17 protein-coding genes are annotated in these 17,616 nt (G+C 72.0%); 6 read left to right on the top strand and 11 right to left on the bottom strand.

The window, feature by feature from the left end; translation table 11 throughout:
* Position 1: 1 nt before the first annotated feature.
* The 8 genes from AB0F82_RS03390 to AB0F82_RS03355 all read right to left on the bottom strand — a co-directional run bounded on the left by AB0F82_RS03390 (position 2) and on the right by AB0F82_RS03355 (position 7,013).
* On the bottom strand, positions 2 to 583 hold the full coding sequence (locus tag AB0F82_RS03390) for a hypothetical protein (RefSeq protein ID WP_362623332.1): 582 nt from the start codon (positions 581 to 583) through the stop codon (positions 2 to 4).
* The gene (locus AB0F82_RS03385) at positions 580 to 1,200 is read right to left on the bottom strand and encodes a hypothetical protein (protein WP_362623329.1); all 621 of its coding nucleotides are present in this window, start codon (positions 1,198 to 1,200) and stop codon (positions 580 to 582) included. Before AB0F82_RS03385 ends, AB0F82_RS03390 begins: the two co-directional genes overlap by 4 nt.
* Positions 1,197 to 2,330 carry a hypothetical protein gene (locus AB0F82_RS03380; RefSeq protein ID WP_362623326.1) on the bottom strand — a complete coding sequence of 378 codons (1,134 nt, stop codon included), beginning with the start codon at positions 2,328 to 2,330 and terminating at the stop codon, positions 1,197 to 1,199. Before AB0F82_RS03380 ends, AB0F82_RS03385 begins: the two co-directional genes overlap by 4 nt.
* On the bottom strand, positions 2,323 to 2,625 hold the full coding sequence (locus tag AB0F82_RS03375) for a hypothetical protein (RefSeq protein WP_037695436.1): 303 nt from the start codon (positions 2,623 to 2,625) through the stop codon (positions 2,323 to 2,325). Before AB0F82_RS03375 ends, AB0F82_RS03380 begins: the two co-directional genes overlap by 8 nt.
* Before the next feature lie 77 nt (positions 2,626 to 2,702).
* Entirely contained in the window at positions 2,703 to 3,674 is a 972-nt protein-coding gene (locus AB0F82_RS03370; RefSeq protein ID WP_362623323.1) for an acyl-ACP desaturase, read from the bottom strand.
* Between the two features lie 366 nt (positions 3,675 to 4,040).
* On the bottom strand, positions 4,041 to 4,484 hold the full coding sequence (locus tag AB0F82_RS03365) for a hypothetical protein (RefSeq protein WP_362623443.1): 444 nt from the start codon (positions 4,482 to 4,484) through the stop codon (positions 4,041 to 4,043).
* 231 nt (positions 4,485 to 4,715) lie between these two features.
* On the bottom strand, positions 4,716 to 6,356 hold the full coding sequence (locus tag AB0F82_RS03360; RefSeq protein ID WP_356811904.1) for an ABC-F family ATP-binding cassette domain-containing protein: 1,641 nt from the start codon (positions 6,354 to 6,356) through the stop codon (positions 4,716 to 4,718).
* Positions 6,357 to 6,596: 240 nt separating this feature from the next.
* Entirely contained in the window at positions 6,597 to 7,013 is a 417-nt protein-coding gene (locus AB0F82_RS03355) for an SsgA family sporulation/cell division regulator (protein ID WP_356811905.1), read from the bottom strand.
* 330 nt (positions 7,014 to 7,343) lie between these two features.
* Between AB0F82_RS03355 and AB0F82_RS03350 the strand changes: the two genes are divergently transcribed.
* Positions 7,344 to 8,426, top strand: a complete 1,083-nt coding sequence (locus tag AB0F82_RS03350) for a WD40/YVTN/BNR-like repeat-containing protein (RefSeq protein WP_390073871.1) — start codon at positions 7,344 to 7,346, stop codon at positions 8,424 to 8,426.
* A gap of 110 nt (positions 8,427 to 8,536) precedes the next feature.
* Here AB0F82_RS03350 and AB0F82_RS03345 read toward each other — a convergent pair whose 3' ends face one another.
* The gene (locus AB0F82_RS03345) at positions 8,537 to 8,836 is read right to left on the bottom strand and encodes a YciI family protein (RefSeq protein ID WP_356811947.1); all 300 of its coding nucleotides are present in this window, start codon (positions 8,834 to 8,836) and stop codon (positions 8,537 to 8,539) included.
* Between the two features lie 25 nt (positions 8,837 to 8,861).
* On the opposite strand from AB0F82_RS03345, the gene AB0F82_RS03340 reads away from it, so the two are divergent.
* The gene (locus AB0F82_RS03340) at positions 8,862 to 9,539 is read left to right on the top strand and encodes an endonuclease V (protein WP_356811907.1); all 678 of its coding nucleotides are present in this window, start codon (positions 8,862 to 8,864) and stop codon (positions 9,537 to 9,539) included.
* 13 nt (positions 9,540 to 9,552) lie between these two features.
* On the opposite strand, the gene AB0F82_RS03335 is transcribed toward AB0F82_RS03340, so the two are convergent.
* Both AB0F82_RS03335 and AB0F82_RS03330 read right to left on the bottom strand, forming a co-directional pair.
* Complete coding sequence (locus AB0F82_RS03335) at positions 9,553 to 10,752, bottom strand: saccharopine dehydrogenase family protein (protein ID WP_362623315.1); 1,200 nt, start codon at positions 10,750 to 10,752, stop codon at positions 9,553 to 9,555.
* Positions 10,753 to 10,920: 168 nt separating this feature from the next.
* Positions 10,921 to 12,528 (bottom strand): PKD domain-containing protein, encoded by a 1,608-nt coding sequence (locus AB0F82_RS03330; protein WP_356811909.1) that lies wholly within the window; start codon positions 12,526 to 12,528, stop codon positions 10,921 to 10,923.
* Between the two features lie 344 nt (positions 12,529 to 12,872).
* Here AB0F82_RS03330 and AB0F82_RS03325 point away from each other — a divergent pair, with 344 nt between their 5' ends.
* From AB0F82_RS03325 to AB0F82_RS03310, 4 genes are all read left to right on the top strand, one after another.
* Entirely contained in the window at positions 12,873 to 14,054 is a 1,182-nt protein-coding gene (locus tag AB0F82_RS03325; protein WP_362623311.1) for a CaiB/BaiF CoA transferase family protein, read from the top strand.
* Positions 14,055 to 14,057: 3 nt separating this feature from the next.
* Positions 14,058 to 15,083 (top strand): LLM class F420-dependent oxidoreductase, encoded by a 1,026-nt coding sequence (locus AB0F82_RS03320; protein WP_356811911.1) that lies wholly within the window; start codon positions 14,058 to 14,060, stop codon positions 15,081 to 15,083.
* Between the two features lie 38 nt (positions 15,084 to 15,121).
* On the top strand, positions 15,122 to 16,264 hold the full coding sequence (locus AB0F82_RS03315; protein ID WP_362623308.1) for an acyl-CoA dehydrogenase family protein: 1,143 nt from the start codon (positions 15,122 to 15,124) through the stop codon (positions 16,262 to 16,264).
* 116 nt (positions 16,265 to 16,380) lie between these two features.
* The gene (locus tag AB0F82_RS03310; RefSeq protein ID WP_362623305.1) at positions 16,381 to 17,595 is read left to right on the top strand and encodes an acetyl-CoA C-acetyltransferase; all 1,215 of its coding nucleotides are present in this window, start codon (positions 16,381 to 16,383) and stop codon (positions 17,593 to 17,595) included.
* Positions 17,596 to 17,616 lie beyond the last annotated feature (21 nt).

Here is a 17,616-nt window from a genome sequence, read left to right as displayed (position 1 = left end):
TTCAGGTCCGCGTGGCCTTCCCACTGGCACGCACCAGCCCCACCCGCCGCGCGAGGTCGAACCCCTCGCCACCACACTCCTCGCGCCGCGGCGTGTGGGGCACCACCCGAACGGGGTAATGCCCCCCGACGGGCGACACGACCCCACCGAAACGAGGGTCTCCCGCGAACCAGATTCGGTCCGGGTGGTCGTTCTCCAACTGCGCGAGCGCGATGGGGAACGGGAGGATCCGCAACGTGGCAGTGAAGTCCTCCCGGAAAGGGATCACGATGGTCGCGGGGCTCCCGGGCGGGCGGCGTGGGTACTGGCACGGCCAATCCCGCCAGGGGTAGGCCCGTAGTACGGCTCTGACGCGATGGCGCCTGATGAAGGCGATGATCACCCACGGCAGATAAGGCGCGATAGCCAGGGTGATCAGGGCAAGGACCGTCCCCGCGTGAGGGACGAGGTCGATGCACGCCAAGGCGATCAGCGGTGGGCCTCCCAGGCTGACCACCCACCCGAGACGGCGGATGACCAACCGCCTGTAGCCGACTGCCGTGGGCGGGTGGTCCCAGGCCACCTTGGTGAGTGCGAGGGTCATAGCAGCACCTCCATGATGCGCGAGGTCCCGGCTGCCTTCGGCGCGCTTGCCTCGGGGTCGCAGAAGACGATGGTGTGTGCGACTGCCTCAAGGATGTCCGTGTACGCGTCGGCGTGCTGCGTGGAGGCACTGGTCAGATCGAGGACGAGCAGGTGCAGTCCATCCGGAGGGGTGGTCGCGACTCTGGCCTGAAACAGACGATGTTCGACGTCCGGCACGGAAATGGTGCCTGCAACCAGGCAACAGGGGAGCCCCGATGGGAGATCGATGAACCGACGGATTGAGCTGGTCCAGTGGGGTGAGCGTGTGACGCCCAACCCTGCACGTGCCACGGTGAGCCGGGGGTTGGGCTGTTCGGCCGGCCGCACGGTGAGTGAGAACAACGAGGTTGCGACGCCGACCGGCTCTTCGGGGTGAAAACCGATCGCGGTGCGCACGACATTGTGCTCGGAGAGTTCTTCGAGGCCATCGATAAGCCGGGACAGTTCCCGCTGGGCGTCGGAGCTGCCCAGGGCCTCGGCCACTGCGTCCAGTGCCAGCCTGTCTGCGGGGCCGATGTCGTGGAAGCCCGGTGGCAGACGGAACCAGACCGGCGGGGTTACGATCTGACGGGTCATGGCCTCAACACCGACCAGGCGTGACCGGACCGCTTGATTGCCGAGGGGGCGTCGTCGAGGACTCCTCGGGTGCCGTCCACCGCTGTGGAGCCGTGTTTCAGGTCCTCATTGTCCGGGGCGTAGTCGCACCCGGCGGTTACCGCTCCTGTAGTTGCCACCGCCACACCGACCCGGTCGCGGGTTTCCTGAGTCGATGACCGCATGACCCATCCCGTGAGCGGGCTCTCCACCTGCCGCAGCTCGTCGGATGTGGACCAGGCCGCCTGCCTGAAGGCCGTGGTTCCCGGGGCGAGCCCTGTCAGGGCGCTGGCCTCCGGGGCGGCTGCCATGGCCGCGCGGGCGGCCGCCGTGCCCGCCTTGGCGCCGGAGGCGATCGCGGCCACGCCGGGGACGGAGCCGGCGGTGTCTCCCAGGAGGGTGACGCTGCTCTTCCAGAAGTCGGCGTCGAACTGGCCCTTGGTGAAGCCGTCCGTCAGGGACTTGCGGAACTTCGCGTCCGAGACGTGCATGGCCAGCGCGGCCAGAGACAGGCCGCTGCCGACCAGCATGATCGCGAGGCCCGCCGGCGGGAAGAAGAGGGCCACGCCGGCGCCGATCGCGCCCAGGATGGCCGAGGCGTTCGAGAGGGCGTCGGCCGGATCTTCGGTGATCTTGTGCCAGATCGAGGGCAGGAGGCCCGGTTCCTTCGGGGCCAGCTTGTCCGTCGCCGCGTTCAGCGTGGCCGCCACGCGGCGGGCCGCCGCCGCGTGTTCGGCGGCCAGTTCGCGGGCCAGGCGGCGGACGTCGGCGAGGGCCTCCTCCGTCTTCGCCGCCCCGGCCTGCGCCTCGTACCGGGCGGCCAGCTCGCGGTGGGCGACCAGCGTGTCGTGCCACCCCGTGAGCCGGCGGGCGGCCTCCGCCAGGGAGGTGTGGGCCGAGGCCAGGTAGCGGGGGAGATCCCGGGAGAGGGAGGCGCGGAAGGCGGTCGCCGCCTCGCCCTGCCAGGACGAGCTGTGGGAGACGAGGTCCGTCACCACCCGGGAGGCCTCGCCGAGGGCCTTTGCCGATGCGCCGAGCTTCCTGGTCAGCGCCAGCACCGCGGCGGGGTTCCCGGGGGCGGGGTCGAAGCCCAGCGCCGCGTGCTCAGCCATGGGTGGCCGCCGCCCGGAGGAAGGCCGCGCGGACGGCTTCCTCCAGCTCCGCGTACTGCGCGGCGCTGCGGTCCACGCCCTCCCGTACGGTCTTGACCCGCTCGGTCAGCTCCCGCGTGCCGTAGGCCCACCGTTCCTGGAAGCCGTCGCACGCCGCATCGAGATCCGCCGTGCCCAGCTGGTCGGGCCGTACGTGGGCCAGTGCCCGCCGGGCCTCCCGCAGGGAGCTCAGCGAGGAGTCCAGGGCGCGGGTCAAGCGGGTCAGCTGGTCGATGTCCACCTGCAGTGACGTCATGACGCGAAACCCTGGCAGAGCAGCGCTCCACCAGGGCAATCGGCGTCACTCGCCCGAGCGGGCGGAATCCGGTCAGGTCAGCCCTTGCGGGCCGCCAGGCGGGCCGCGCGGGCGGCCAGGCGCTCGTCGAACTTCTTGGCCTCCGAGTCCAGGCCGTTCATGAACAGTCCGAGCTCGTCCTGGGCCTTCTGCCCCTCCGGACCGAGGTCGGCGATGTCCATGACCTTGAGGAAGCGAAGCACCGGGGCCAGTACGTCGTCGTGGTGGATCCGCAGGTTGTAGACCCCGCCGATGGCCATCTGCGCGGCCATGCGCTCGAAGCCGGGCATGCCGTGTCCGGGCATCCGGAAGTTGACGACGACGTCCCGCACCGCCTGCATCGTCAGGTCCGGGGCGAGCTCGAAGGCCGCGCCCAGCAGGTTGCGGTAGAAGACCATGTGCAGGTTCTCGTCCTGCGCGATGCGCGCCAGCATGCGGTCGCAGACCGGGTCACCGGACTGGTGGCCGGTGTTGCGGTGCGAGATGCGGGTGGCGAGCTCCTGGAAGGCGACGTACGCCACCGAGTGCAGCATGGAGTGGCGGTTGTCGGACTCGAACCCCTCCGACATGTGCTGCATCCGGAACACTTCCAGCTTGTCCGGGTCCACGGCGCGCGAGGCCAGCAGGTAATCGCGCATCACGATCCCGTGGCGGCCCTCCTCGGCCGTCCAGCGGTGCACCCAGGTGCCCCAGGCGCCGTTGCGGCCGAAGAGCGAGGCGATCTCGTGGTGGTAGCTGGGGAGGTTGTCCTCGGTCAGCAGGTTCACGACGAGCGCGATCTTGCCGATCTCGGTGACCTTGGACTGCTCGGGGTCCCAGGCTTCGCCGTCCTCGAAGAAGCCGGGGAAGTTCCGCCCGTCGCTCCACGGCACGTACTCGTGGGGCATCCAGTCCTTGGTGACCGCCAGGTGGCGGTTCAGTTCCTTTTCGACCACCTCTTCCAGCGCGAACAGCAACTTGGCGTCGGTCCACGCCTCCGAGCTGCCGAGGTGGGGAGAGGTGATCGTCACGGGTACTCCTGGGTGCAAAGCGAATTACCTACGGTTCCGTAGCCTACGGAGTCGTAGGTTAAGCGCGACATCAAGCCCAGCCAAGCCCCCGGTGGGCGTATGTCTGGTTACATCCCGTTATCTATACAGTTTGGGAGGGCTCAGGAGGGGCAGCGAAAGGGCAAATTCACGCCAGCAGGTGGTCCGCCGCTCCCGCCTTGACGGCCGCGACCGGCCGCGGAGGGCGTCGGCTGAGTCGCATGCGCACGCGGCGGACCCCGTCGTTCCGATGTGCGCCCGCCCGCCGGCGTCCCGGTCGAAGCGGAAGCAGTCCGCGCCCTCGCTGCCGAACGGCACCGCCCGGGCGATGTCCGACCGGCAGTGGCGTCAGGGCGGCCTCGGGGCGGCCTCGGGGATGCTCACGGCGTTCTCCGGTCTGCGCGAGAGGTCGCAGGTCCCGCACGGCGGTGCGGATGCATCGCGCGAGGCGGCCTCCGGCAGCGCCAGGGCGCGCAGCCGCTTCAGCAGCCCCCGGACCCCGGGAAGCCCCCGGCGCTGAACGGGATGGCCAGGATCGTCCGGTGCCCCCGCTCCGACTGCGCGAGCACGTGCTCCAGCTGCTCCCGGACACCCCCGGCCCGCCGAACCGCATCCGCAGCGCCGCCTCGTGCACCACTGCCTCGTGCGCCTCGTGCAGCGGCGGCCGCTCCCGCGCGCGAACACCTGCCGGCGTGCCGTCCGCAGCGCGAGGCGGGCCCGGAGCTCGGGCGGTGCCGGCGGCGGGTCGGCGACACCGAAGTCGGCCCGCGCGTGCGCCCCGGTCCGGAGCAGCCCCGGTATGTGCGCGGCGCGGGCGGCAGTCCCCCCGGTGCTGCGCCCACCACCCCGTGCCCCGCTCCCGCGCCATCGCCGCGAGCAGGTCCACGAGCTCGGCGTCCGGACAGCCGTAGTGGCCGACGAGGGCCCGGACGCGCTCCGCGCTGATGCCGATCAGGCCCGATTCGATGTCCGGGATCCGGGTGCGGTCCCCCCGGCGGGCCGGTGGCGTGCCCCGTCAGGCGGTTATCCGTGCCACAGCGCCTCCCGGACCTCCTCGGCCGTGGTGGGCCGGAGCTCGCCGTCCAGCAGCAGCCAGCGCGTGACGCCGATCGACTCCAGGAACGGCACGTCGTGGCTGGCCACCAGCAGCGCGCCCTGGTAGGACTCCAGGGCGTCCGTCAACTGCCGCACGCTCGACAGGTCGAGATTGTTCGTCGGCTCGTCCAGCATGAGGAGCTGCGGGGCGGGCTCCGCCAGCAGCAGCGCCGCCAGCGCCGCCCGGAACCGCTCGCCGCCCGACAGGGTGCCGGCCGGCCGGTCCGCCCGCCCGCCCCGGAAGAGGAAGTGCGCGAGGCGGGCCCGGATCACGTTGTTCGTGGCCTGCGGGGCGAACCGCGCCACGTTCTCCACGACCGAGCTGTCCTCGTCCAGCACGTCCAGCCGCTGCGGCAGGAACCGCGTGGTCACATGGGTCACCGCGGTCCCCGACTCGGGTGCGAGCTGCCCCGCGATCGTGCGCAGCAGGGTGGTCTTCCCCGAGCCGTTGCGGCCCACGAGGGCGATCCGCTCCGGGCCCCGCAGCTCCCACTCGCCCGGTACGGCGGCCCCGTGGGGCAGGCGCAGATCGCTGAGGGTCAGGACGCGCCGCCCGGGCGGTACCAGGGTGGCGGGCAGTTGGATGCGGATCTCGGCGTCGTCGCGGACCGCCTCCACCGCCTGGTCCAGCCGCTCCTTCGCCTGGGCCAACTTCTCGGTGTGCATGATCCGGTGCTTGCCGGCCGATTCCTGCGCCGCACGCTTGCGCGCGCCCATCACGATCTTCGGCTCGCGCTTGTTCTCGAACATCTTCTGGCCGTACCGCTTGCGCCGCGCCAATTTGACCTGCGCGTCGGCCAGTTCGCGCTTCTGTCGCTGTACGTCGGCCTCCGCGACCCGGACCATCCGCTCGGCCGCCTCCTGTTCGGCGGCGAGCATGTCCTCGTAGTCGCTGAAGTTCCCCCCGTACCAGCGGACTTCGCCGTCGCGCAGATCGGCGATCTGGTCGACCCGTTCCAGCAGCTCTCGGTCGTGGCTCACCAGGAGCATCACCCCGGACCAGGACTCGACGGCCGCGTAGAGGCGGCGCCGGGCGCGCAGGTCGAGGTTGTTGGTGGGCTCGTCCAGCAGCAGGACGTCGGGCCGCGCGAGCAGCAGTGCGGCCAGGCGCAGCAGGACGGACTCGCCGCCCGAGAGCTCACCGACGGTGCGGTCCAGGCCGATCCGGGCGAGACCCAGCTGGTCGAGCGTGGCCAGGGCCCGCTCCTCCACGTCCCAGTCGTCGCCCACGGCGGCGAAGTTCGCCTCGGTGGCCTCGCCCGCCTCGATGGCGTGGAGTGCGGCGCGGGTGGTGCGGATGCCCAGTGCCTCGTCCACGCGCAGTGCAGTGTCGAGGGTGACGGTCTGGGGGAGGTGGCCGACCGTGCCGGCGACGGACGACTGGCCCTCGGAAGGCTTCAGTTCACCGGCGATCAGTTTCAACAGGGTGGACTTGCCACTCCCGTTGAGTCCGATCAGACCGGTGCGGCCGGGGCCGACGGCCAGCTGGAACCCGTCGAACACGGGAGTGCCGTCGGGCCAGTCGAAGGAGAGGGCGGAGCAGGTGATGAAAGCAGGGGCGTGACTCATGGAGGCCTCCAGGTTGCGTGAGTGGTGCGTGCAACGCGGGGAGACAGCCGACGCTCGGATCAGCGACCGTGACGGTGATACGGGATCACGGTGGTGTTGACGGTCGCGGGTTTCGCGATGGTCGCGGTGGTCGGTGTCTCGGACCTCAGAAGAGCAACGTCCTGCTCCGTTCGACGGGGATGGGGCGTCTTCGAAGCTACGGGCGGCGCCGACCGCCCGCAAACGATTTACGGCGGGCGATCAGCAGGTGTCGCGCATCAGCTCGGCGAGGCTGTGGTCCATGTCGAGGTAGAGGTGCTCCAGACCGGGCGGGACGACGGCCGCCGCCCGCTCCAGGAACCGGTGCAGCTCGGCCGTCAGCATCAGCACGATCGCGACCCCCTCCACCGCGTGGAACTCGATCGTGGTCCGGTCCCCGTCGTAGGGCCGTACGCGTACGTCACCGCAGCCCGACGGGCGGTCAAGGCCGGACTCCAGCAGCTCGCGGGAGAAGGTCCACGAGACCTCGACGCCCTCCAGCGTGGCCGGGGCGGGGAAGGCCATGCGCACAGCGAAGGGATCCGCCCGGTCGTAACAGAGTGTGACGGGAACGCTCTCGACCTTCGGCGCGGTGGCGACCAGACGGGCCTGCGCGGCCTGCTCGATGACAGTGATCAAGGCTCACTCCCTTGCGGCGGATCTGCTGCCGGACTGTGGGCTGGGGCCCGGCAACCCGATAGACGCCGGAATCGGCAAATCCGTGCATGGGCATGTGAGTGAGCTGTGTCACCGACTGGCCGGAAGCCGCCTGTGTGATCGCACAGAGTGACCGGGTGGGCGGAAGTGGCCGAAGGTAGGCCGGTGCGCCGCGCAGGGGCGGGAGGTGCCGCAGAAGGGCCGGTTGTCGCTCACTCCACCGGCGCAACGCCCGGTCGGACGCCCTCTGGACGGCGGATCCGGTGTGCGTTAGCTTCCGGCGCCATGAGACTTCTGGATGCTGGAATTGGCATGTCCGCGGCAATCCTGGCCGTGGGGGTTCTCACCGGACCCGCCCACGCCGCCGCGGACCCCGACGCGGAGCCGGCGGCCGGCCGGGGGCAGGACCTGCGGGCCGCCGGCTGGGCCCTCAAGGAGACCGGGAAGACCGCCCGCTTCCGGGGACTCTCCGCCGTCAGCCGGAGCACGGCCTGGGTGGCCGGCTCCAAAGGCACCGTGCTGCGCACGCTCGACGGCGGCCGCAGCTGGCAGGACGTCTCGCCGCCCGGCGCCGTCGCGGAGGGACTGGAACTGCGCGACATCGAGGCGTTCGACGCGCGACGCGCGGTGGCCCTGTCCATCGGCGAGGGCGAGGCCTCCAGGGTGCTGCGCACCGAAGACGGCGGCGCCACCTGGACCGAGACCTTCCGCAACCCCGACCCGCGTGCCTTCTACGACTGCCTCACGTTCTTCGACGCCCGGCACGGGCTGGCCATGAGCGACCCGGTGGACGGGAAGTTCCGCATCCTGTCCACGGACGACGGCGGGCGGCACTGGCGGGTGCTGCCCGGCGACGGCATGCCCGAGGCGCTCCCGGGCGAGGCGGGCTTCGCGGCGAGCGGCCAGTGCCTGGTCAGCGCCGGCCCGCGCGACGTCTGGCTGGCCACCGGGGGCGGGGCGAGCGCGCGGGTCCTGCACTCCGCGGACCGTGGCCGGACCTGGCGGGTGGCCGAATCCACCGTTCCGGCGGGCGACCCGGCGCGAGGGGTCTTCGCCCTCGCCTTCCGGGACCGTACGAGGGGCCTCGCCGTGGGCGGCGACTACCGCACCGGGCAGGCCTCCCCGCAGGCCGCCGCCGTGTCCTCGGACGGAGGACGCAGCTGGCGCCAGGCGACGACACCGCCGCCGGCCTACCGGTCCGGCGCCGCCTGGTACCCGTACAGCGGCGGGACGGCCCTCGCGGTCGGGCCCACGGGTACGGACGTGACGACGGACGGGGGCCGCACCTGGCGGCCGCTGGACGAGGGATCCTTCGACACGGTCGACTGCGCGGCCGACACGGGATGCTGGGCGGCGGGGGAGAAGGGCAGGGTGGCGCGGCTCGAACGCCGCTGACCGGCGGCCCTGACGGTCCGGTGACGCCCCGCGGACTTCCTGGGTCGTGTCGTCAAAGTCCCGCCTGGCCGGCGCCCTTCGGGCGGCCGACGCCACTTCGACGACACTCCCTAGACGACCGGGTTCTCCCGCACCGCCGCCAGGTCCGCCGACGTCTTCGTGGCGATGAACTCGGTGATGCGGTATTCGCACACGCCCGCGACCGTGAAGGGGTCCTCGGCCGCGATCCTCTCGATCTCTGCCCGGGACACCCCTCCCGCGAGGATGAGGCCCCCGTCGCGCGGGACCTTGCGCCCCGACGCCAGGAAGACGCCGGAGGCGTAGTAGCCGTCCAGCCAGGCGAGGTGGGCGTCCAGCTCGTCCTCGACGGCTTCGATGGGCGCGGTGTAGTTGAGCTCCATGACGAACATGATCGCCAGGCTACTCTCGCTCCTCATGACGAGTGTGAAGACCCCCGCCGACGAGGCCGAGGCCCGGGCGATACAGGACGAACTGCGCCATCGCGTCGTGCTCACCGAGCCCGGACCCCCACCCGGGCACGGGCTCGTGACCGGAGTGGACGTCGCCTACGACGACACCCGCGACCTGGTCGCCGCCGCGGCCGTGGTGCTCGACGCCGCCACCCTGGAAGTCGTCCAGGAGGCCACCGCCGTCGGGCACGTCAGCTTCCCCTACGTGCCCGGGCTGCTCGCCTTCCGCGAGCTGCCGACCGTACTGGCCGCCCTCGACGCCCTGACCGTCGAGCCGGGCCTCGTGGTCTGCGACGGCTACGGCCTCGCCCACCCCCGCGGCTTCGGCCTCGCCTGCCACCTCGGAGTGGTCACCGGGCTCCCGTCCATCGGCGTCGCGAAGAACCCGTTCACCTTCACCTACGAGGAACCGGGTACCCGGCGGGGCGACGCCGCCGCGCTGCGCGCCGCCGACGGGGCCGAGGTCGGACGGGCCCTGCGGACGCAGGACGGGACCAAGCCGGTGTACGTATCCGTCGGACACAAGGTGTCGCTCGACAACGCCTGCGCGCACGCCCTGGCCCTGAGCCCCCGCTTCCGCATCCCGGAGACCACCCGCCACGCCGACTCCCTGTGCCGCAGGGCGCTGCGCGAGGCCTCCTGAGCCGGCCGGTCCGTCAGCGGGCGTCAGCCACCCGGAAGGTGATCCCCGCCTTCTGGAGGCGGTGGATCAGGGCGTCGCCCATCGCCACGGCCGTCGTCACCTGGCCGGCGGACTCCGGCAGGGCGTCGTGGGCCAGGCACAGGGCCGACTCCGCCAGCATCTTCGCGGTCTCCCCGTAGCCCGGGTCGCCGCCCGACACCTCGGTGAGCACGCGCCGGCCGCCGCCCTCGCCCACGAACCGCACGGTGAACCAGCTGCGCGCGCGCCGCTCCGCGTCCGGCCCCCGGCCCGGCTCCCAGCGGTTCATCAGCCAGCGCCGGACCGGCGGCACCTGGGCCAGGGCCGCCGTCGCGCCCACCGCCGCCGTACCGCCCACCGCGACGGGCAGGTGCTTGACGGAGGCGTAGTGCCGGTAGCGGAAGTCCGGGCCGTAGCGCTCCAGCGCGGCCGCCGACCGCGTCACGATCCGCGGGTCCAGCGACGGCAGCGGCAGTGCCCACGTGCCGGTCTCTCGGCTGAACCGGGGCGCGCCCAGCGGCCCGCGGGCCCGCCGCCCCAGCAGCCGCGGCTCGTGCAGGCGGCGGACGTGCCCGGCCGCCAGGGTCTGGGCGCCGCGGCCCAGCGCGGTCAGCGCGGAGGCCAGGGTCCCGCCGGAGAAGAACGCGTTGGACCGCATGAACCCGTCGACCGTCAGCGGGACCCCCTCCGGCAGCTGCCGGACCGTGAAGTACGCGCCGAGGTCGGCCGGGATCGAGTCGAAGCCGCAGGCGTGCACCAGCCGGGCCCCGCTCTCGCGGGCCCGCGCGTCGTGCTCCACGTACATCCGGTCCACGAACTCCGGCTCGCCGGTGAGGTCCACGTAGTCGGTGCCGGCCTCGGCGCAGGCGGCCACGAGCTCGGCCCCGTACCAGATGTACGGGCCCACGGTCGTGGCCAGTACCCGGGTGGACGCGGCCAGTTCGCGTACGGCCGCGGCGTCCCGGGCGTCGGCCCGCAGCAGCGGCAGCGTCGCGCACCCGGGGTCGATCGCGGCCAGCCGCTCGCGCAGCCGCTCCAGCTTCGCGAGGTCACGGCCGGCGAGGGCCCACCGGCAGCCGGCGGGCGCGTGCTCGGCGAGGTATTCGGCGGTCAGTGCGCCGACGAACCCGGTGGCGCCGAAGAGGACGACGTCGTAGGCACGTTGCGGTCGGTCCTGCGGGACCCCTGCGTTCATGAGCGCTCCTGGCGAGTGGGTGTCGGTGGCCGAGGCTAGTGCGGTACCCGGCCGTTCGCGCGGGCAGGTGGTCGGCACGTGCCGAGAACCGGCCCCGCCACGACGGCGGCGCCCCGGGAGCGGCCGTGCGGCCGCGCCCGGGGCGCCGTGGGGTCCACCTGCGGTGGATCAGCCCTGCTGGTAGAGGCCGAAGAGGTCGACGATCAGGTCGACGTCGTCCCAGCCCCGGTTCCAGAGGTCGATGATGCCGTTGCTGCCGGTGCTCGCCTGGACCAGGTTCGGGACGGTGTCGCCCTTCTTCCAGTTCAGGTTGGAGGAGTTCGGCGGCGTCGGCCAGGCGGCCGTCTCGTTGATGTAGTCGTCGATCGAGTTCGGGTCCGGGGTGACCGTGAGGTACCCGTCGCCCTCCGGGTTGGTGACCGTGGAGTTCAGCACGAAGCCCGTGATGCTCGGGTCGTCGTAGGACATCGGCATGTAGATGTAGCTCTGGCCCCACAGCTTCCCGTAGACCGGGTCCTGGGGGTCACGGGTGTCGACCAGGCGCTCCGGCGAGAGCGGCAGGAAGGCGCTCGTGCTGTCGGTGCTGTAGTAGCCGACGACGTCCACGACGACGTCGGCGCCCGCCCAGGCGCCGTTGAAGACGCTGATCTTGCCGTCCTGGCCGACGGGGACGATCACCGAGTTGGCGATGGTCTGGCCCGCGGTGAAGTTCAGGTTCGACGCGGTCGGGGTGGCGCCGCCGCCCGGGAAGACCGACAGGTGGCCGGCTTCCTTCGGGTTGGTGACCGTCACGTTCAGCGCGACGGCGCTGATGCCCTGGGGCACGCCGCGCAGGCCGCTGATCTGGGTGGAGAAGGTCTTGCGGCCGCCGAGCTGGCCCTTCACCGTGCCGAGGCCGTCGCGGGTGTCGACGAAACGGGCCGGGGTGACCGGGGTGTAACCGCTGGAGGCGGTCTTGGAGAAGAAGCCCGTGACGTCGGCGATCAGGTCGACCGGCATGCCGCCGCGGTTGGCGATCTCGACGTAGCCGTTCTTGCCGACCGGCACGATGACCAGGTTCGGGACGGTCTGACGGGCCTTGTAGTTGACGTTCGACGTGGTCGGACGCTCGGTGCCCTCGGGGAAGGCCGTGATGTGGCCGTCGGCGGAGGTGTTGGTGACCGTGACGTTGAGGACCACGGCCGTGACGCCGGCCGGGATCCCGCCGTTGCCGCCGACCTTCACGCGGGTCGAGCTGTACGGCTGGACCATGCCCATCGGCGCGCCGGTGCCGTTGCGGGTGTCCAGCAGACGGGTCGGGGCGTACGGGGTGAAGTCCGAGCCGTCGGTGACGAACGTGACCTGGTTGACGGCCGAGACGTTGTTCGCGGCGTCGGTCACGGTGACCTTGACCGTGTAGGAGCCGACCTCGGCGTAGGTGTGGGTCGTGGACCGGATGTCGGAGCCGAAGGCGTCGAAGACGTCCGACTTCCCGTCGCCCCAGGCGATGGTGACCTTGAGCGCGGTGTCCGCGCTCGTGACGGTGGTTTCCACCTCGGTCCCGTGCGCCGACGTGCCGTAGGCCGTCACGCCGACCGCGAGGTCCGCGTTGGCGGCGACAGACTGGGCCTGCGGGGCGGCGGCCGCACCCGTCTTGGCAGTCGGCAGGGCCGTGCGGACCGAGCGGTCCGCGGGGCTGCTGAAGGCGTGGCCCTTGGCCTTGGCGTCCTTGCCCAGCTCCAGGTCCGGCTTCGTGGTGCCGCGCGCGTCCGGCTTGACCGGGTCCGCCTGGGCCACGCCCGGGATGAGGCCAACGCCCGCCGCGATGGCGGCAGCGGAGATTACAAGACGGCGACGACGCACCGGTCCCCCATTTATCTGATTGAACGCTTGATCAGCTCGAAAGCGTGTTCAGAGTACAGAGTCCCGGGACGATCCATCAGGGGGGCCGCCCCTGGATCTCACCGCCGTTCCGAGGGGCCGGATCCGCCAAAGCCGGCCGATCCCGGCGGAGCCCGGCCAGGGGGCTTGTGCTCGGTGGAACACGTTCCTAGCATCACCGGTGTTACATCAGTTGTGTCACACAGTCGCACACCAGGCACACGAGGCAGACCAAGCACACCGCAGACGCTGGGGGCTCGATGGCAGTGACAGGGAACGGGACCGGGAGCGCGGCCGGAGCGGGAGCCGGCACCGGGACGGCCCGCGGCCGCGGCCCGCTCGCCGGAGTGCGCGTCGTCGAGCTGGCCGGCATCGGCCCCGGACCCTTCGCCGCCATGCTCCTCGCCGACCTGGGAGCGGACGTCGTACGGGTGGACCGGCCCGGCGGGGGCGCACTCGCGGTCGATCCCGCCTACGACATCACCAACCGCGGCAAGCGCTCCGTCCTGGTCGACCTCAAGTCCGCCGACGGGCCCGCCCGCGTCCTGGACCTGGTCGAGCGCGCCGACGTCCTCGTCGAGGGCTTCCGCCCCGGGGTCGCCGAGCGGCTCGGCGTGGGCCCGGCCGAGTGCCACGCCCGCAACCCCCGCCTCGTCTACGGGCGGATGACCGGTTGGGGACAGGAGGGCCCGCTCGCGCACACCGCCGGCCACGACATCGCCTACATCGCCGTCACCGGGGCCCTCGGCATGATCGGCAACCCGGGAGAGCCCCCGGCGGTCCCGGCCAACCTGGTGGGGGACTACGCGGGAGGTTCGCTCTACCTGGTGATCGGCGTCCTCGCCGCCCTCCAGCACGCCCGGACCACCGGCACCGGCCAGGTCGTCGACGCGGCCATCGTCGACGGCACCGCCCACCTCACCGCCATGATCCACGGCATGATGGCGGCGGGCGGCTGGCAGGACCGCCGCGGCGCCAACCTCCTCGACGGCGGTTGCCCCTTCTACGGCACCTACGAGACCTCCGACGGCGGGTACATGGCGGTCGGCGCGCTGGAGCAGCAGTTCTACGACACCTTCACGCAGCTCCTGGGCATCGGGGACGGGGCGCCGGCCCGCAAGGACCCCGCCCGCTGGGGCGAGCTGCGCGAGGCCGTCGCCGCACGCTTCCGGACCCGTACGCGCGCGCAGTGGACGGCGGTGTTCGAGGGCACCGACGCCTGCGTGGCGCCCGTGCTCTCCCTGCGCGAGGCCCCCGGCCACCCCCACCTCGCCGCCCGGGGGACCTTCACCGACTTCGGCGGGATCGTGCAGCCCGCCCCCGCCCCGCGGTTCTCCGCGACCCCGGTGTCCGTCACGGGCGGCCCCGCCCGACCCGGAGCGCACACCGAGTCGGTGGCCGCCGACTGGGACGTACCGGCCCTGCTCGGAAAGGACGGCTGACCGATGGAACTGTCGATGATGCTCGACTACGCGGGGGACCCGCGCCGGGCCGCCGACGAGGCCGCCGCGCTGGAGTCCGCCGGACTCGACGCCGTGTGGGTGGCCGAGGCCTGGGGCTTCGACTCCCCGACGATCATGGGCTACCTCGCCGCCCGCACCGAGCGGCTGAAGATCGGCTCGGCGATCATGAACGTCTACTCGCGCACCCCCGGCCTCATCGCGCAGACGGCCGCCGGACTGGACGCCCTCTCGGGCGGCCGGGCGCTCCTCGGCCTCGGCGCCTCCGGCCCGCAGGTCGTCGAGGGCTGGCACGGGAAGCCGTACGACAAGCCGCTCGGCCGCACCCGCGAGACCGTCGAGCTGTGCCGGCGCATCTGGCGCCGGGAGACGATCGACCACCACGGCATCACGGACATGCCGCTGCCGCCCGACAAGGGCGGCCGGCACGGCAAGCCGTTGAAGATCCTCACCCGGCCGGTGCGCGACGCCATCCCCGTCTACATCGCCTCCCTCGGCCCGGCGAACGTCACGCTGACCGCCGAGATCGCGGACGGCTGGCTGCCCACGCTCTTCCTCCCCGAGAAGGCCGCCGCCGTGTGGGGCGGCCCGCTCGCCGAGGGCGCGGCGAAGCGCGCGCCGGAACTCGGCCCGCTCCAGACCGTCGCGGGCGGCCTGCTCGCCATCGGCGAGGACGCGGCCGCCGTACGCGAACGCGCCCGCCCGCAGATCGCGCTGTACGTCGGCGGCATGGGCGCGGTCGGCAAGAACTTCTACAACGACCTCGCCGTCGCCTACGGCTACGGGGACGCTGCCCGCCGGATCCAGGAGCTCTACCTCGCCGGACGCACGCGCGACGCCGCGGCGGCCGTGCCGGAGGAGTTCTGCGAGCTGATGACCCTGTGCGGGCCCGAGGGCTACGTACGCGAGCGTGTCGAGGCCTTCCGCGAGGCGGGCGTCACCATGCTCAACGTCACACCTGTCGGCCCCGAGCCCGCCCGGCTGGTCGAAACCGTCAAGAACTGGCTTTAACCGGCCCTAAGGAGCCTTCCGATGCAGCGAGCCGTCCGATGAAGCGCCGGATCTTCGACGCCGACCACGAGGCGTTCCGCGAGACCGTCCGCACCTTCCTCGCCAAGGAGGTGCTGCCGCACTACGAGCAGTGGGAGAAGGACGGCATTGTCAGCCGCGAGGCGTGGCGGGCCGCCGGCCGCCAGGGGCTGCTCGGGCTCGCCGTCCCGGAGGAGTACGGCGGCGGCGGGAACACCGACTTCCGCTACGCCGCCGTCATCGCCGAGGAGTTCACCAGGGCGGGCGCCCCCGGACTCGCCATCGGCCTGCACAACGACATCATCGGGCCGTACCTGACCTCGCTCGCCACCGAGGAGCAGAAGCGCCGCTGGCTGCCCGGCTTCTGCTCCGGCGAGACCATCACCGCCATAGCGATGACCGAGCCGGGGGCGGGCTCCGACCTCCAGGGGATCCGGACCACCGCCGAGGACCGCGGCGACCACTGGGTGCTGAACGGCTCCAAGACCTTCATCTCCAACGGCATCCTCGCCGACCTGGTGATCGTGGTCGCCAAGACCACCCCCGAGGGCGGGGCGCACGGCCTGTCGCTGCTGGTCGTCGAGCGCGGCGCGGAGGGCTTCGAGCGCGGCCGCAACCTCGACAAGATCGGCCAGAAGGCACAGGACACCGCCGAGCTGTTCTTCCACGACGTGCGCGTCCCGAAGGAGAACCTGCTCGGCGAACTGAACGGCGCCTTCGTCCACCTGATGACCAATCTGGCGCAGGAGCGGATGGGCATCGCGATGGCCGGGATCGCCGCCGCCGAGTACCTGCTGGAGATCACCACCCAGTACGTGAAGGAGCGCGAGGCCTTCGGGCGTCCGCTGTCCAAGCTCCAGCACATCCGGTTCGAGATCGCGGAGATGGCCACCGAGGTCGCCGTCACCCGGACCTTCCTCGACCGGTGCATCACCGACCACGCGAACGGCGAGCTGGACCACGTGCACGCCTCGATGGCCAAGTGGTGGGCCACCGAACTGCAAAAGCGCGTGGCGGACCGCTGTCTGCAGCTCCACGGCGGCTACGGATACATGACCGAGTACCGGGTGGCGAGGGCCTTCACCGACGGCCGGATCCAGACCATCTACGGCGGTACGACCGAGATCATGAAGGAGATCATCGGCCGGTCCCTCCTCAGCTGACCCCGTCGGCCGGAGCCCCGGCCGCCCCCCCCGGCCGCCCCCCGGCCGAACCTTTCCCCGCGGCCCCCCCCCGAGGACCTTCCCAGGACCTTCCAGCACACCGAAAGGCTTGACCAGTGAGCACCGAAGCTTACGTATACGACGCGATCCGCACCCCGCGCGGCCGCGGCAAGGCCAATGGCGCCCTGCACGGCACCAAGCCGATCGACCTCGTCGTCGGACTCATCGACGCCCTGCGCGAGCGCAACCCCGGTCTGGACCCCGCCACCATCGACGACATCGTGCTCGGCGTCGTCGGCCCGGTCGGCGACCAGGGCTCCGACATCGCCCGTATCGCGGCCATCGCGGCCGGGCTCCCGGACACGGTGGCCGGCGTACAGGAGAACCGGTTCTGCGCCTCCGGCCTGGAAGCCGTCAACCTGGCCGCCGCGAAGGTCCGTTCCGGCTGGGAGGACCTGGTCCTGGCGGGCGGCGTGGAGTCCATGTCCCGGGTACCGATGGCCTCGGACGGCGGCGCCTGGTTCGCCGACCCGATGACCAACTGGGACACCGGCTTCGTCCCGCAGGGCATCGGCGCCGACCTGATCGCCACCATCGAGGGCTTCTCCCGGCGCGACGTCGACGAGTACGCGGCCCTCTCCCAGGAGCGCGCCGCCGCCGCGATCAAGGACGGCCGCTTCGCGAAGTCCGTCGTCCCGGTCACCGACCGCAACGGCCTGGTCGTCCTGGACCACGACGAGTTCGTCCGTCCGGGGACCACCGCCGACACCCTCGCCAAGCTCAAGCCGTCCTTCGCGGACATCGGCGAGCTCGGCGGCTTCGACGCCGTCGCCCTCCAGAAGTACCACTGGATCGAGAAGATCGACCACGTCCACCACGCGGGCAACTCCTCCGGCATCGTCGACGGCGCCTCGCTCGTCGCCATCGGCTCCCGCGAGGCGGGGGAGCGGGGCGGCCTCACCCCGCGCGCCCGCATCGTCTCGGCGGCCGTCTCCGGCTCCGAGCCCACCATCATGCTCACCGGGCCCGCCCCGGCCACCCACAAGGCCCTCGCCAAGGCCGGCCTGACCATCGACGACATCGACCTGGTCGAGATCAACGAGGCCTTCGCCGGAGTCGTGCTGCGCTTCGTCAAGGACATGGGCCTCTCCCTCGACAAGGTCAACGTCAACGGCGGCGCCATCGCGCTGGGCCACCCGCTCGGCGCCACCGGCGCGATGATCCTCGGCACGATCGTCGACGAGCTGGAGCGCCAGGACAAGCGCTACGGCCTCGTCACCCTCTGCGTCGGCGGCGGCATGGGCGTCGCCACCATCGTCGAACGCCTCTGAACCGTCCTGTCTCCCCCGACC

Origin of the sequence: Streptomyces virginiae (assembly GCF_040638905.1) — a bacterium.
GTDB lineage: Bacteria > Actinomycetota > Actinomycetes > Streptomycetales > Streptomycetaceae > Streptomyces > Streptomyces virginiae_B.
This window is presented reverse-complemented; position numbering and strand designations above follow the sequence as displayed.